The sequence below is a fragment of the Streptomyces palmae genome (genome assembly GCF_004684805.1).
Classification (GTDB): domain Bacteria; phylum Actinomycetota; class Actinomycetes; order Streptomycetales; family Streptomycetaceae; genus Streptomyces; species Streptomyces palmae.
On the sequence record NZ_SRID01000182.1, the window covers coordinates 1 to 13,408 of the forward strand.

The window sequence follows — 13,408 nt, forward strand, 5'->3', positions numbered from 1 at the left end:
TCCTCGAGCCCCCGCCCGATACCGATCCCATACCGCGACCTCCCCAGGTGAACCGAGAAGACCATGCTGGCAGCCACCACTGACATTCGGCCCGCCAGCCGATGCCGACCGAACACCTCGGCACTCAACTTCCGCTTGCTGCACGGGAGTTCGCCGCCCCCGGCTGCCCGGGAGCAGACGCGGTATGTGAGGCTGCTGCCATGGGCACCACGACACCGCGCACCCTCCGCGAGTTCGCGGACACCCTGGTCCGGCTGGGCATCGCGACCCGGGAGCAGGCCGCGGCCGGCCTGGCGGGCCATGCCGAGCTCGACATCGACCTCGACGAGGCGTACGCGGACCCCGATGAGCTGACCTCCCTCCTGGAAGACTGCGGCATCGGCTTCCAGACCCCTGAGAAGGCGTTGGGCGATCTGGAGTCGGGGTACGAGGACCTGCTGCTCGAAGCGGCGGCGTGCTCGGGCGGCACGGTGGTCGTCGACGACGTCGAGCTGGTGCGGGACGAGGACGGAGAGGAGCACCTGCACTTCCGGCGCAACGGCCGGTCGATATGGCACCGCACCCAGCACCTCTCCGAGACCACCCGCTACATGGACTGGTACGCCGTCTTCGACGCCATCGGCGACCTCGTACCCGGAAACGACGATCCGCGGGCCTTCTACCAGCTGGACGAGGACTCCTATGACGCCTGGTGGCTGCTGCTCACCCCGGACCAGGCCCAGGGGCTGAGGGATTTCGGCCTGTCGATGCCGGTGGAGCTCGGCAATCGGGTACACGACGGGCTTCCCGCGGCGGAGCCCGAGACGGCCGCCTGGTACCTGGAGGACGACCGCCTGCACGCCGACGAGGAGTCCCGCCGGCGCCTCGACGCCTGGCTGGCCCCCATGGAAGCCGCACTGCGGCGGTGGCGGACGGACCACCTGCCCGACGACTTCCCCTTCGACCACTCGCCGGACTCGCTCACGGCCCTGGAGCGGCTGGTGCTGGACCGCTTCGACGGCCCCGCCGCGCTGGAGGCGGCGGGCGCGGACGACTTCCTGGAGGGCGCGGTCAGGTACTTCGGCGAGACCGCGGTACGGAACTGGCCGTGCCGCTGGACGTACCGGCACTCCGAGGACGACTCCTCGGTGTTCGCCAACGCACCGCTGATCAGCTCCAACGCGCCGAGCGGATTCTCCGGAGGGTTCTCCCCCGACCACGTGCTGCGGACCCTGGTGGCCGAACGCGTCCCGCACGGCCTGCGGGCCCGCGCGGCGGAGGCCGGGGAGGCGGTCGACGACTACCGCAATGTACTCCGCGCCCGCACCCGCGGACGGTAGCCGGCCCGAGCCGGCACATCCCCGTCCACCGCGGTGGTGATCCCGCGCCCGACCCCGTCGCGGGCCCATGGCGACCCGCCGCACGCCTCACCCCCGGCCCCGCGCCCCGCGGCCGGCCCGTCCGGGATACCGCCCATGGGGGCGCCGTCGCGGTGGTGATCCCGCGCCCGACGCCGTCGCGGGCCCGTCAGGCGTACTCCGGCGACATGGCGGCGGCCAGCCTCAGGTGCGGCGCCGCCTGCTCCTCGTGCCCCAGGCGCTGGAGGGTGCGGCCGAGCATGAGCCGCGTGTAGGAGTCCTCCGGCGCGTCGATGACCAGCCGCTCCAGCAGGTCCCGGGCACGGGACAGTTGCGCGGAGTGGAAGTAGCCGCGGGCCGCGAGGCGACGGACGTTCAGGTCGTCCCCGTACTCCTCCAGCAGCGGCCTGAGCAGGGTCAGCGCGCCCAGCGGGTCGCGCTGGTCCAGCAGGGACTCGGCCCAGCGGAGCCGCCGCACCTCCTCCGGCATCCCCCGGCCCCGGTCGCCTCCGGCGAGGAACTCCGCGATCGCCTCCGGCGGCTGGGCCCCGGCCAGGGCCCGGTCACCGACCACGATCGTCGGCGATGTCGCGATGCCCCGCGCTTTGCCGATCAGGAGAAGCTCCCGCACCTCGCGGTCTCCCGCACCGCCCGCCAGCAGCTTCGCCCCCTCGGCGAAGCCGGACCGGGTGGCGACCGCCGCGAGGCACCGGTGATCGCCGATGTCGTCGCCCTCGACGAAGTGCGCCTTCATCACCTGCTCGGCCACCTCGCCCTGCAGCCCGGCGCCGCCGTGCTCGCGGGCCAGGTGGAGGAGGCGGTGGGCGTCATGGCTGCTGGCCCGCCAGGCCGCGCCCCACGTTGGGCCCAGCCCTTCCTCCGCCGCGATCCGGGAGACACGGATCCGGTTCTCCGCGGGGGTCAGGCCCGGGGCGCACGCCCGCAGCGCGGTGTCCACCAGTGGATCCCGCCAGACCTCCTCGATGGGCGTCGCCTGGTCCGGCGCGGTCGGGTCGATCCGGAAAGGACGCCAGACCACCTCGGCCTCAGCCGACTCCGAACCGGCGAGCGCCTTCTCCAGACGCCGCTTGCCGATGTAGGCCCACGGGCAGACCACGTCCGCCCAGATCTCGATTCGCACGACAGCCACACTAACCAACATCTGTCGATCAGCAAAGCGACATATGTTGGTTAGTGTGAGCGCCATGAACCTCGACGACCCCCGTGCCCGACGCAGCCGGGCCCGGATGCGGACGGCGATCCTGGAGCTGGCCGCGGCCAAGGACCCCGCGACGATCACCATGTCCGAAGTCGCCAGGCACGCCGGCCTGAACCGGGCCACCGTCTACCAGCACTTCCCCGACGTGGACGCGCTCGTCACGGACGCCATGGAAGAAGCGGTGGCGCATGTGGTGCGGGCGGCGGCCACCTGCCCTCTCGACGCCCCCGGCGACGAGGCACCCCGTCCCCTGGACGCGCTGTTCCAGCACATCGCCCGCAACGCCGCGATCTACCGGCGCATGCTGGGCACCCAGGGGAGCCCCCTGTTCTGCGCGCGCATGCGGGAACGCCTCACCGCCGAACTCACCGCCTCCTTCCGGGAGGGGCGCCGCCCCGCGGGCTTCGACGACGTACCGGAGACCGTCCACGCCGCCTACCTGGCCGGCGCCCTGCTCGGCGTGATCGCCTCCTGGGTCTCGGAGGAAACCCCCGCCACGGCCGAGGAGACCTCCCTGGCCTTCTGGCGAATGCTCCGGCGCTGACCCCGGGCCCCTGCCGGCGACGACGCGGGGACCGCCACGCGCGGGCCCCGCGCCCCGCCTCCCACGGCACCTCCCTGACCAGCGCTCTCCCCCGCTGCCCCACCCACGGGGGCGCGCCGGCGCCGCGGCTCGGCGGCACCGCCTCGCGGCCGGCTCCCGCGGCCACCCGCTCACCAACCCCCGGCACAGCCGGACCACCCTCCGGAGACCCGGCCGCACCGGACCGCCCGTCCACTCCCCCCGGTCGTAATTCGTTTGACCTGGCCACGGGACGACGCTGCACTGTGGCGGGGCACCCAGGCCGGGTGCCGGGATCAAGGGGAGGCAGCGGCAGCGATGGAGATCCGTCCCACGACCGACGAGGATCTCGACGTCTTCGTCGACACACTCCATGCCGCGTTCGGGCTCATCCCGGACCCCCCGGCCGAGGGCAGCCAGGGCTGGTGGTCCGCGTTCGAGATGGACCGCGGCCTCCTCGCGACGGCGGCGGACGGACGGCCCATCGGCACCGCCGGCGCCTACTCCTTCGAGCTCACCCTCCCCGGCGGGACCCTCGCCCCGGCCGCCGGGGTGACCGCCGTCGGCGTCCTGCCCTCGCACCGGCGTCAGGGCGTGCTCAGCACGATGATGCGGCACCAGATAGCCGAGCTGCGGGCCCGCGGGGAGTTCCTCTCCGTACTGCTGGCCTCCGAGGCCCTGATCTACCGGCGGTTCGGCTACGGACCGGCGACCTACGAGCAGCGACTGACCGTCCCGCGCCACCAGGCCGCCCTCGCCCTCCCCCGGGCGCACGCGGCGGCCGACGCCCCGGTGACCGGCTCGGACACCGGCTCGATCGAGCTGCTGCGGCGTGCCGAGAGCGGCAAGATCCTGGAAGAGGTCTACGACCGGTACCGCCGCACCCAGCCCGGCGCGCTCTCCCGGCCGCCCCGCTGGTGGGCCCTGGGCGCGGGGCAGCCCCCGGTCTCCCCGGCGCCGCGCCACATCGCCGTCCACCGGGACGCCGACGGCACCCCGGACGGATACGCCAGCTACGTGCGCGACAAGGCCGGCACCCTGACGGTCGACGAGACCATCGCCGCCAACGACACCGCCTTCACGGCCCTGGCCCGGTTCCTGCTCAGCCACGACCTGGCCACCCAGGTCGTGTTCAAGCACTTCCCGCCCGATCACCCGCTGCGCTGGCAGCTCGAGGACTTCCGCGCCGCCCAGGTCGGAATCGACACCGACTGGCTCTGGGTGCGGCTGCTGGACGTCCCCCGTGCGCTGACCGCGCGCGGCTGGTTCACGGACGGCGAGCTCGTCCTCGACGTCCACGACCCGTTCCTCGGCGAGCACGGCCGCCACCTGCTGACCGTCCGGGACGGCAGGGCCGACTGCGCCCCGACCGACCGGGAGCCCGACCTGTCCCTGGACGTGAGCGACCTGGGCTCGATCTACCTGGGCGGCACCACCCCGAGCACCCTCGTACGTGCCGGACACATCCGGGCCCACCACTCGGGCGCGGCCCCCCTCGCCGACGCCCTCTTCCGCGCCGAGCGCCCCCCGCACTGCCTGCACTGGTTCTGACAGCTTCGGACAGCTTCTGACGGCTTCTGACGGCGCGCCGCTCGGTGCTCGTCCACGGGCCCGCGCCCGCGCCGTTCTGCCGTCAGTTAAACCCGACCCGAGGGGACTCGGAACTCACTACCGTCCGGTCCATGACGACGGTTACCACTCGCACGGTCGCCTACCCGGCCGACGGTCTGACGATGATGGGGCACCTCGCACTCCCCGCCGGCACCGACCGCCGGCCCGCGGTCCTGATCGGGCCCGAGGGCCCGGGCCTGAGCGACTTCCAGCGCCGCCGGGCCGATGCCCTCGCCGAACTGGGGTACGTGGCACTGGCCTTCGACCTCCACGGCGGGCGCTGGATCGCCGACCCGCAGGAGATGCTGGACCGCGTGATGCCGCTGCTCGCCGACCCCGACCGGATGCGGGGGATCGGCCACGCGGCACTCGACGTACTGCGCGCCGAACCGCGCACCGACCCCGACCGGATCGCCGCCATCGGCTACGGCACCGGGGGCGCGATCGCGCTGGAACTCGGACGCGACGGCGTCGATCTGCGGGCCATCGGTACGGTCAACGGCCTGACCACGGGCCGACCGGGCGAGGCGGCCCGCATCCGCTGCCCCGTGTGGGCCGGGGTCGGCTCGGAGGACCCGATCATGTCGGCCGAGCAACGGGACGCCTTCGCCGCCGAGATGCAGGCCGCGGGCGTCGACTGGCGCCTGGTGGTCTACGGCGGGGCCCAGCACGCCTTCCACCACCCGACGGTCGACCACGCCGTACTCCCCGGCGTCGGCTACCACCCGCGGCAAGCGGAGCGCGCCTGGCAGGACATCGTCGACCTGCTCGCCGAATGCCTGCCCGTGACGGAGTGAGCCGTAACGCCGGGACCGCCGAGCCCCACCGAGCCCGAGAACCCGCAGACGCCGGCGTCAGGTCTGGGCCATGTCCACGAAGCGGGAGTAGTGGCCCTGGAAGGCGACGGTGATGGTGGCGGTGGGGCCGTTTCGGTGCTTGGCCACGATCAGGTCGGCCTCGCCCGCGCGGGGGGACTCCTTCTCGTACGCGTCCTCGCGGTGCAGCAGGATGACCATGTCGGCGTCCTGCTCGATGGAGCCCGACTCGCGCAGGTCCGAGACCATCGGCTTCTTGTCGGTGCGCTGCTCGGGTCCGCGGTTCAGCTGGGAGAGGGCGATGACCGGGACCTCGAGCTCCTTGGCGAGCAGCTTGAGGTTACGGGACATGTCCGAGACCTCCTGCTGACGGCTCTCGGGCCGCCGGGCGCCGCCGGACTGCATCAGCTGGAGGTAGTCGATGATGACCAGCTGGAGGTCGTTGCGCTGCTTGAGGCGGCGGCACTTGGCCCGGATCTCCATCATCGACAGGTTCGGGGAGTCGTCGATGTAGAGCGGGGCCGCGGAGACGTCCGGCATCCGGCGGGCGAGCCGGGTCCAGTCCTCGTCGGTCATGCTGCCCGAGCGCATGTGGTGCAGCGCCACCCGCGCCTCGGCCGAGAGCAGACGCATCGCGATCTCGTTGCGCCCCATTTCCAGCGAGAAGATCACGCTCGGCAGATTGCTCTTGATCGACGCGGCCCGGGCGAAGTCCAGGGCGAGCGTGGACTTACCCATCGCCGGGCGGGCCGCGATGACGATCATCTGGCCGGGGTGGAGCCCGTTGGTCAGGGCGTCCAGGTCGGTGAAGCCGGTGGGGACGCCGGACATCTGGCCGCTGCGGGAGCCGATCGCCTCGATCTCGTCGAGCGCGCCCTCCATGATGTCGCCCAGCGGCAGGTAGTCCTCGCTGGTCCGCTGCTCGGTGACGGCGTAGATCTCGGCCTGGGCCTTGTTGACGATCTCGTCCACGTCGCCGTCCGCCGCGTATCCCATCTGGGTGATGCGGGTGCCCGCCTCGACCAGCCGGCGCAGCACGGCGCGCTCATGGACGATCTCGGCGTAGTACTCGGCGTTGGCGGCGGTGGGGACGGACTGCACCAGGGTGTGCAGATAGGAGGCCCCGCCGACCCGGGTGATCTCGCCGCGCTTGGTGAGTTCGGCCGCGACGGTGATCGGGTCGGCCGGCTCGCCCTTGGCGTACAGGTCGAGGATGGCCTGGTAGATGGTCTCGTGCGCGGGGCGGTAGAAGTCGTTGCCCTTGAGCACCTCGACCACGTCGGCGATGGCGTCCTTGGAGAGCAGCATGCCGCCGAGCACCGACTGCTCCGCGTCCATGTCCTGCGGGGGCACCCGCTCGAAGCCCGGCCCGTCCCAGCCGCCGTCACCGCCGCCCTCATGCCCGCCGCCGTCACGGCCACGGCCGCCGCGACCGCCCTCGAAGGACCCGCGGCCGTCGTCCCGGCGGGGCCTGGGGGCCGGGAGCCGGTCGCTGGGGCCGGTGTCGGCCCAGGGGTCGTCCAGGGGCTCGGGCATGCTCACCCCGCCACCTCCTCCCGTCCGCGGCGCGGACTTGTGGTGCCCCTCTTTTTTACGGCACGGCTCTGACAACGAGTGGGCGCTCGACGAGGGTTTGCAGCGGCGGGCGCCGCACCACGTTAGGCCGCCGAGGGCCGTCCGCCAATCTGGTTATCCACAGGCCATGTGGACGAAGGACCACTTCCTGTGGAGAACGTCGCCGATCCTGTGTACGACACGGGGGACAGTGCTGTGGACAAGCCCACACTCCCCCCAGGACCACCCTTCTGACCTGCGGGTTCTCCATCCGCAGGCTGTGGGGAAGAAAAACTTCCCCAGCCGGCCCAAGATCGCGACAAACGGCACAGAGAAGATCGTCCCCGGTCGCTCGATGTAAGGGACGCAACACGGTTGAGTCTCTTACCTGTGGAAGATTAGATTGGTTCCATGACACAGGCCCCCGCGACCGCCCCGGAACAACCGGGCGGCACCACCCGCCGCCACGACCGGGAGATCATCGCCCTCGCCCTGCCCGCCTTCGGGGCGCTGGTCGCGGAGCCGCTCTTCGTCATGGTCGACAGCGCCATCGTCGGCCATCTGGGCACCGCCCAGCTCGCCGGTCTGGGCATCGCCGCCGCCCTGCTCACCACCGTCGTCAACGTCTTCGTCTTCCTCGCCTACGCCACCACGGCCGCCGTGGCCCGGCGGCTCGGCGCGGGCGACCTGCCCGGTGCCCTCCGCCAGGGCATGGACGGCATCTGGCTCGCCCTCCTCCTCGGCGCGGCGCTGATAGCCGTGGCGCTGCCCGCCGCGCCCGCGCTGATCGACCTCTTCGGCGCCTCCGCCACCGCCGCGCCACCGGCGGTCAGCTATCTGCGGATCAGCTCGCTGGGCATCCCCGCCATGCTGGTGGTGCTCGCCGCCACCGGAGTGCTGCGCGGCCTCCAGGACACCCGCACCCCGCTCTACGTCGCCGTCGGCGGGTTCGCCGCCAACGGCGCGCTCAACGCCGGCCTGGTCTACGGGGCCGGTCTCGGCATCGCCGGCTCCGCCTGGGGCACCGTCCTCGCCCAGTGGGCGATGGCCGCCGTCTACCTGGTCGTGGTGGTGCGGGGCGCCCGACGGCACGGTGCCGCGCTCCGCCCGGACCCGGCCGGCATCCGGGCCTGCGCCCAGGCCGGCGCCCCGCTGCTGGTCCGCACCCTGTGCCTGCGCGCCATCATGCTGATCGCCACCGGTGTCGCGGCCCGCTTGGGGGACACCGAGGTCGCCGCCCACCAGATCGTTCTCTCCCTGTGGAACCTGCTCGCCTTCGCCCTGGACGCGATCGCCATCGCCGGCCAGGCCATCATCGGCCGCTGCCTGGGCGCCGGGGACGCCGCGGGCGCCCGGGCCGCCTGCCGCCGCATGGTGCGGTGGGGGATCGCCTCCGGGGTGGTGCTGGGGCTGCTGGTGGTGGCCGCCCAGCCGCTGTTCACCCCGCTGTTCACCGACGACCCGGCGGTGCGGCACACGCTGCTGCCGGCGCTGCTGGTGGTGGCGCTCACCCAGCCGCTGTCGGGCATCGTCTTCGTCCTCGACGGGGTGCTGATGGGCGCCGGGGACGGTCCGTACCTGGCCTGGGCCATGCTCGTCACGCTGGCGGTGTTCGCCCCGGTCGCCCTGCTCGTCCCCACGCTGGGCGGCGGACTGACCGCCCTGTGGTGGACGATGGCGCTGATGATCGCTGCCCGGTTGGTGACGCTGTGGCTGCGGGCCCGCTCCGGCCGCTGGATCGTCACCGGCGCGGTACGGGCCTGATCCCGGCCCCACACCCGTCGCGCGGCACGGCCATGCGGCACGGCCAAGGGGCCGCACCCCCGGCTGGGGGTACGGCCCCTTGGCACTGGGCCGAGGGCCGCGGTCAGGCCGCGACGACCTCGATGCCGAGCTTGGCGGCAACCTCGGCGTGCAGACGCACGGACACCTGGTGCGAGCCCAGGGTCTTGATCGGCGCGGCGACCTCGACGCGGCGCTTGTCCACGTCCGGGCCACCGGCGGCCTTGATCGCCTCGGCGATGTCGGCCTGGGTGACGGAGCCGAACAGGCGGCCGGCGTCGCCGGCACGGACGGCCAGCTTCACCTTGACGCCCTCGAGCTGGCCCTTGACCTCGTTGGCCTGCTCGATCGTGGCGATCTCGCGGATCTTGCGAGCGCGACGGATCTGCTCGACGTCCTTCTCGCCACCCTTGGTCCAGCGGATCGCGAAACCGCGCGGGACCAGGTAGTTACGGGCGTAACCGTCCTTGACGTCAACGACGTCGCCGGCGGTGCCGAGGCCGGAGACCTCGTGGGTGAGGATGATCTTCATGATTCGGTCACCCTTCCCTTAGCGCGCGGTGGAGGTGTAGGGCAGCAGCGCCATCTCACGGCTGTTCTTCACGGCCGTGGCGACGTCACGCTGGTGCTGGGTGCAGTTGCCGGTGACCCGGCGGGCACGGATCTTGCCGCGGTCGGAAATGAACTTCCGCAGCAGGTTCGTGTCCTTGTAGTCGACGTAGGAGATCTTCTCCTTGCAGAACACGCAAACCTTCTTCTTAGGCTTGCGAGCAGGCGGCTTCGCCATTGTCTCTCTCCAGTGTGATCAAGAAGTGTGTGCTGTCGCCCTCACCGGGCCACCGGTTCACGCGCCGCACCGCTCGCCACCCCGACACAGGAGGTGCCGTGGCGGCTGTTTCACGTGAAACGCCGTTTCACGTGAAACACGCGAGGAGCGCGCCCGGGGCCTAGAAGGGCGGCTCGTCCGAGTAGCCGCCGGAGTTGCCGGAGCCACCGCCCCAGCCACCACCGCCGCCGCCCTGGCCGCCGGACGGTGCGCCGGTCGCCCACGGGTCGTCCGCGGGAGCTCCGCCGCCGCCCTGCTGGCCGCCGCCGGGGCCACCGCCCCAGCCGCCGCCACCCTGGCCCTGGCCGCCTCCGCCGCCGTAGCCACCCTGGCCACCGCGGCCGCTGGTCTTGGTGACCTTGGCCGTGGCGTTGCGCAGGCTGGCGCCGACCTCGTCGACATCCAGCTCGAAGACCGTGCGCTTGACGCCCTCGCGGTCCTCGTAGGACCGCTGCTTGAGTCGGCCCTGCACGATGACGCGCATGCCGCGCTGAAGCGACTCGGCGACGTTCTCCGCCGCCTGCCGCCACACCGAGCAGGTCAGGAACAGGCTCTCGCCGTCCTTCCACTCATTGGTCTGACGGTCGAAGGTGCGGGGCGTGGACGCGACGCGGAACTTCGCGACCGCCGCACCGGAGGGGGTGAAGCGCAGCTCGGGATCGTCGACAAGATTGCCGACGACCGTGATGACGGTCTCGCCTGCCATTGGGGGAACCTCTCGGCGGGATTGCTGCTTGCTACTCGTTGCGATACCCGAGGGCCGCTGAGCGTGTGGCTCAGTGGGTCTCGGGACGGAGGACCTTGGTCCGGAGGACCGACTCGTTCAGGTTCATCTGGCGGTCGAGCTCCTTGACGACCGCAGGCTCGGCCTGCAGGTCGATGACCGAGTAGATGCCCTCAGGCTTCTTCTTGATCTCGTACGAGAGACGACGACGGCCCCAGGTGTCGACCTTCTCGACCTTGCCGTTGCCCTCGCGGACCACGGAAAGGAAGTTCTCGATCAGGGGGGAGACAGCGCGCTCCTCCAGATCGGGGTCGAGGATGACCATCACCTCGTAGTGACGCATGTGGAACCCACCTCCTTTGGACTCAGCGGCCACGGTCGTTCCGTGGCAGGAGGGTCGTGATGCGTTCTGCGCCGATGGTCCGACCGTTCGGTGAGTCACCGCCGTGGGCCGTGCTCGCCTCCGGCAGACACCGGTGCAGACCGTCCAGAGTACCCGGCCCGGTGCTTCCGGTTGAAATCCAGCGTCTTATGCCCGCAATCTGTACGCAACGGGTGTGAGCGGCGTTACAGTGCGCCGCCCTGGGCTCCGGGAGGTGCCTCATGGCACACGCAGCACGGCCTCGTCAGGGCCACGGACTCCTCTCTTTCCTCGACACCGACGGCAAGCCGCATCCTCTGGTGGACAGCCTCGCCGCGGCGACGCTGCTGCTCGGGGTGGTCTCCTTCATCACCGCGCAGTTCCACAGCCTGCATCTGCTCAGTTCGTGGACCGGGCTGGTCGGCATCGTCACCGGCGCCTGGGGTCAGATGATCTCCGCGACCACGGTGCAGCGGTTCGTGCTGATCATCGGCTTGGGGGCGGCCGCCTTCGGCTTCTATCTCGGGATGGCCCACGGCGGGCTGTTCGGCGGTCTGCTCGGCTGACCGCACCACCGACGGGCGCGATCCCACCACCCGGCCGTCCGGCGTGACCGGGCGGCCGGTCCGCACGAGCCCGGCAATGATCGGCCGGACAGGACCTGGGCCCAGACGTGGCGCTTCCCTGTCGCAGTAGGCTTCGGCGCGAGAGCCGGAGCCCCGACCACGGGGACAAACCTGCCGAGGAGCGCCCCGCAATGAGCCTGACCCTGAGGACGATCAGCCGAGAGCAGCATCTGGCGTATATCCAGAGCCTGCCCGCGGCCAGCCACATGCAGGTGCCGGCGTGGGCGGACGTCAAGTCGGAGTGGCGTGCGGAGAACCTGGGTTGGTTCGACCGGAACGGGCAGCTGGTCGGCGTGGGTCTGGTGCTGTACCGGCAGCTTCCGAAGATCAAGCGGTATCTGGCGTACCTGCCCGAGGGCCCGGTGATCAACTGGTACGCGCCCAACCTCTCCGACTGGCTGCAGCCGATGCTGGCCCACCTCAAGCGGCAGGGCGCCTTCTCCGTGAAGATGGGTCCCCCGGTGGTGATCCGCCGCTGGGACGCCACCGCGATCAAGGCCGGCATCCAGGACCCCGAGGTGAAGCGGCTGCGCGATGTGGAACCCACCCATATCGAGCCGCGCGCCTTCGAGGTCGCCGACCAGCTGCGCCGGATGGGCTGGCAGCAGGGTGAGGACGGCGGCGCCGGCTTCGGCGACGTCCAGCCCCGCTACGTCTTCCAGGTGCCGCTGGCGAACCGCTCCCTGGAAGAGGTCCACAAGGGCTTCAACCAGCTGTGGCGGCGCAACATCAAGAAGGCCGAGAAGGCCGGCGTGCAGGTGGTCCAGGGCGGCTACGAGCACCTGGCCGAGTGGCAGCGGCTGTACGAGATCACCGCCGAGCGCGACAAGTTCCGCCCGCGCCCGCTGGGTTACTTCCAGCGCATGTGGAACGTCCTCAACTCCGAGGACCCCAACCGGATGCGGCTGTACTTCGCGATCCACGAGAACGAGGCGGTGGCCGCCGCCACCATGCTGATCGTCGGCGGGCACGTCTGGTACTCCTACGGCGCCTCCGCCAACCACAAGCGCGAGGTCCGCCCCTCCAACGCGATGCAGTGGCGGATGCTCCAGGACGCCTACGGTCTCGGCGCCTCCGTCTACGACCTGCGCGGCATCAGCGACTCCCTGGACGAGACGGACCACCTGTTCGGCCTGATCCAGTTCAAGGTGGGCACCGGCGGCCAGGCGGCCGAGTACCTCGGCGAGTGGGACTTCCCGCTCAACAAGCTGCTGCACAAGGCCCTCGACATGTATATGTCGCGTCGCTGACCGCCGCTCCCGCGCCCCGTCCGCGGGGTCGCGCAGCTCCACCGTCCTCCGTTCCATCGACCGCCGCGGGTCCCCCCGCGGCGCAGGCCACAGCCACGAGAAAGGTCTTGGGTCCCGTCCATGGCGCTCACCCTCTACGTTGACACCGCACGCTGGCGGGCCCATCAGCACTCCGTGATCCAGCAGTTCCCGGGCATAGTCCCGGTCTGCAAGGGGAACGGCTACGGCTTCGGGCACGAGCGGCTGGCCGAGGAGGCCGCCCGCATCGGCACCGACATGCTCGCGGTGGGTACCACCTACGAAGCGGCCCGCATGAAGGACTACTTCAGCGGCGACCTGCTGGTGCTGACCCCGTTCCGGCGCGGCGAGGAGCCGGTGCCGCTGCCGGACCGGGTGATCCGCTCGGTCTCCTCCCTCGACGGCGCGTACGGCCTGGCCGGCGCCCGCGTCGTGGTCGAGGTCATGAGCAGCATGAAGCGGCACGGGGTCAGCCCCGAGGACCTGCCCCAGCTGCACAACGCCATCGAGAGCGTGCGGCTGGAGGGTTTCGCCATCCACCTGCCGCTGGACCGTACCGACGGCATGGACGCGGTGGAGGAGGTCATCGGCTGGATGGACCGGCTGCGCGCGGCCCGGCTGCCGCTGCACACCATGTACGTCAGCCACCTCAAGGCCGAGGAGCTGGGCCGGCTCCAGCAGCAGTTCCCGCAGACCCGCTTCCGGGCGCGGATCGGCACCCGG

The 13,408-nt window shown here is 71.5% G+C and carries 14 protein-coding genes; 8 read left to right on the forward strand and 6 right to left on the reverse strand.

The window, feature by feature from the left end:
• Positions 1-200: 200 nt before the first annotated feature.
• Entirely contained in the window at positions 201-1,319 is a 1,119-nt protein-coding gene (locus E4099_RS19040) for a hypothetical protein (RefSeq protein ID WP_135340301.1), read from the forward strand.
• A 187-nt stretch (positions 1,320-1,506) separates the two neighbouring features.
• On the opposite strand, the gene E4099_RS19045 is transcribed toward E4099_RS19040, so the two are convergent.
• Complete coding sequence (locus tag E4099_RS19045) at positions 1,507-2,478, reverse strand: DsbA family protein (RefSeq protein WP_135340302.1); 972 nt, start codon at positions 2,476-2,478, stop codon at positions 1,507-1,509.
• A gap of 64 nt (positions 2,479-2,542) precedes the next feature.
• On the opposite strand from E4099_RS19045, the gene E4099_RS19050 reads away from it, so the two are divergent.
• From E4099_RS19050 to E4099_RS19060, 3 genes are all read left to right on the forward strand, one after another.
• The gene (locus E4099_RS19050; protein WP_135340312.1) at positions 2,543-3,100 is read left to right on the forward strand and encodes a TetR/AcrR family transcriptional regulator; all 558 of its coding nucleotides are present in this window, start codon (positions 2,543-2,545) and stop codon (positions 3,098-3,100) included.
• Between the two features lie 336 nt (positions 3,101-3,436).
• Positions 3,437-4,669 (forward strand): GNAT family N-acetyltransferase, encoded by a 1,233-nt coding sequence (locus tag E4099_RS19055; RefSeq protein ID WP_135340303.1) that lies wholly within the window; start codon positions 3,437-3,439, stop codon positions 4,667-4,669.
• 131 nt (positions 4,670-4,800) lie between these two features.
• Complete coding sequence (locus E4099_RS19060) at positions 4,801-5,526, forward strand: dienelactone hydrolase family protein (RefSeq protein WP_135340304.1); 726 nt, start codon at positions 4,801-4,803, stop codon at positions 5,524-5,526.
• A 57-nt stretch (positions 5,527-5,583) separates the two neighbouring features.
• Here E4099_RS19060 and dnaB read toward each other — a convergent pair whose 3' ends face one another.
• Entirely contained in the window at positions 5,584-7,086 is a 1,503-nt protein-coding gene (gene dnaB, locus E4099_RS19065) for a replicative DNA helicase (RefSeq protein WP_135340305.1), read from the reverse strand.
• 423 nt (positions 7,087-7,509) lie between these two features.
• On the opposite strand from dnaB, the gene E4099_RS19075 reads away from it, so the two are divergent.
• The gene (locus E4099_RS19075) at positions 7,510-8,862 is read left to right on the forward strand and encodes an MATE family efflux transporter (protein WP_135340307.1); all 1,353 of its coding nucleotides are present in this window, start codon (positions 7,510-7,512) and stop codon (positions 8,860-8,862) included.
• Positions 8,863-8,965: 103 nt separating this feature from the next.
• Here E4099_RS19075 and rplI read toward each other — a convergent pair whose 3' ends face one another.
• The 4 genes from rplI to rpsF form a co-directional block, all read right to left on the reverse strand.
• A complete protein-coding gene (rplI, locus tag E4099_RS19080; protein ID WP_135340308.1) occupies positions 8,966-9,412 on the reverse strand; it encodes a 50S ribosomal protein L9 in 447 nt (148 codons plus the stop codon).
• An 18-nt stretch (positions 9,413-9,430) separates the two neighbouring features.
• Complete coding sequence (gene rpsR / locus E4099_RS19085) at positions 9,431-9,667, reverse strand: 30S ribosomal protein S18 (protein WP_003978893.1); 237 nt, start codon at positions 9,665-9,667, stop codon at positions 9,431-9,433.
• A gap of 160 nt (positions 9,668-9,827) precedes the next feature.
• A complete protein-coding gene (locus E4099_RS19090) occupies positions 9,828-10,412 on the reverse strand; it encodes a single-stranded DNA-binding protein (protein ID WP_135340309.1) in 585 nt (194 codons plus the stop codon).
• Positions 10,413-10,482: 70 nt separating this feature from the next.
• Entirely contained in the window at positions 10,483-10,773 is a 291-nt protein-coding gene (gene rpsF, locus E4099_RS19095) for a 30S ribosomal protein S6 (RefSeq protein WP_006604399.1), read from the reverse strand.
• Between the two features lie 260 nt (positions 10,774-11,033).
• Between rpsF and E4099_RS19100 the strand changes: the two genes are divergently transcribed.
• From E4099_RS19100 to E4099_RS19110, 3 genes are all read left to right on the forward strand, one after another.
• A complete protein-coding gene (locus E4099_RS19100; protein WP_135340310.1) occupies positions 11,034-11,357 on the forward strand; it encodes a hypothetical protein in 324 nt (107 codons plus the stop codon).
• A gap of 191 nt (positions 11,358-11,548) precedes the next feature.
• Positions 11,549-12,667 carry a lipid II:glycine glycyltransferase FemX gene (locus tag E4099_RS19105; protein ID WP_135340311.1) on the forward strand — a complete coding sequence of 373 codons (1,119 nt, stop codon included), beginning with the start codon at positions 11,549-11,551 and terminating at the stop codon, positions 12,665-12,667.
• A gap of 120 nt (positions 12,668-12,787) precedes the next feature.
• A partial coding sequence (locus tag E4099_RS19110; protein ID WP_209446659.1) for an alanine racemase occupies positions 12,788-13,408 on the forward strand: 621 nt, incomplete at its 3' end.

Bases quoted from the DNA above. Each gene is read 5' to 3' on its own strand.
- E4099_RS19055 (WP_135340303.1), top strand. From the start codon at position 3,437: ATGGAGATCCGTCCCACGACCGACGAGGATCTCGACGTCTTCGTCGAC.
- E4099_RS19105 (WP_135340311.1), top strand. From the start codon at position 11,549: ATGAGCCTGACCCTGAGGACGATCAGCCGAGAGCAGCATCTGGCGTAT.
- rpsR (WP_003978893.1), bottom strand. From the start codon at position 9,667: ATGGCGAAGCCGCCTGCTCGCAAGCCTAAGAAGAAGGTTTGCGTGTTC.
- E4099_RS19050 (WP_135340312.1), top strand. From the start codon at position 2,543: ATGAACCTCGACGACCCCCGTGCCCGACGCAGCCGGGCCCGGATGCGG.
- E4099_RS19090 (WP_135340309.1), bottom strand. From the start codon at position 10,412: ATGGCAGGCGAGACCGTCATCACGGTCGTCGGCAATCTTGTCGACGAT.
- E4099_RS19040 (WP_135340301.1), top strand. From the start codon at position 201: ATGGGCACCACGACACCGCGCACCCTCCGCGAGTTCGCGGACACCCTG.
- E4099_RS19075 (WP_135340307.1), top strand. From the start codon at position 7,510: ATGACACAGGCCCCCGCGACCGCCCCGGAACAACCGGGCGGCACCACC.
- rpsF (WP_006604399.1), bottom strand. From the start codon at position 10,773: ATGCGTCACTACGAGGTGATGGTCATCCTCGACCCCGATCTGGAGGAG.
- E4099_RS19060 (WP_135340304.1), top strand. From the start codon at position 4,801: ATGACGACGGTTACCACTCGCACGGTCGCCTACCCGGCCGACGGTCTG.
- E4099_RS19100 (WP_135340310.1), top strand. From the start codon at position 11,034: ATGGCACACGCAGCACGGCCTCGTCAGGGCCACGGACTCCTCTCTTTC.
- rplI (WP_135340308.1), bottom strand. From the start codon at position 9,412: ATGAAGATCATCCTCACCCACGAGGTCTCCGGCCTCGGCACCGCCGGC.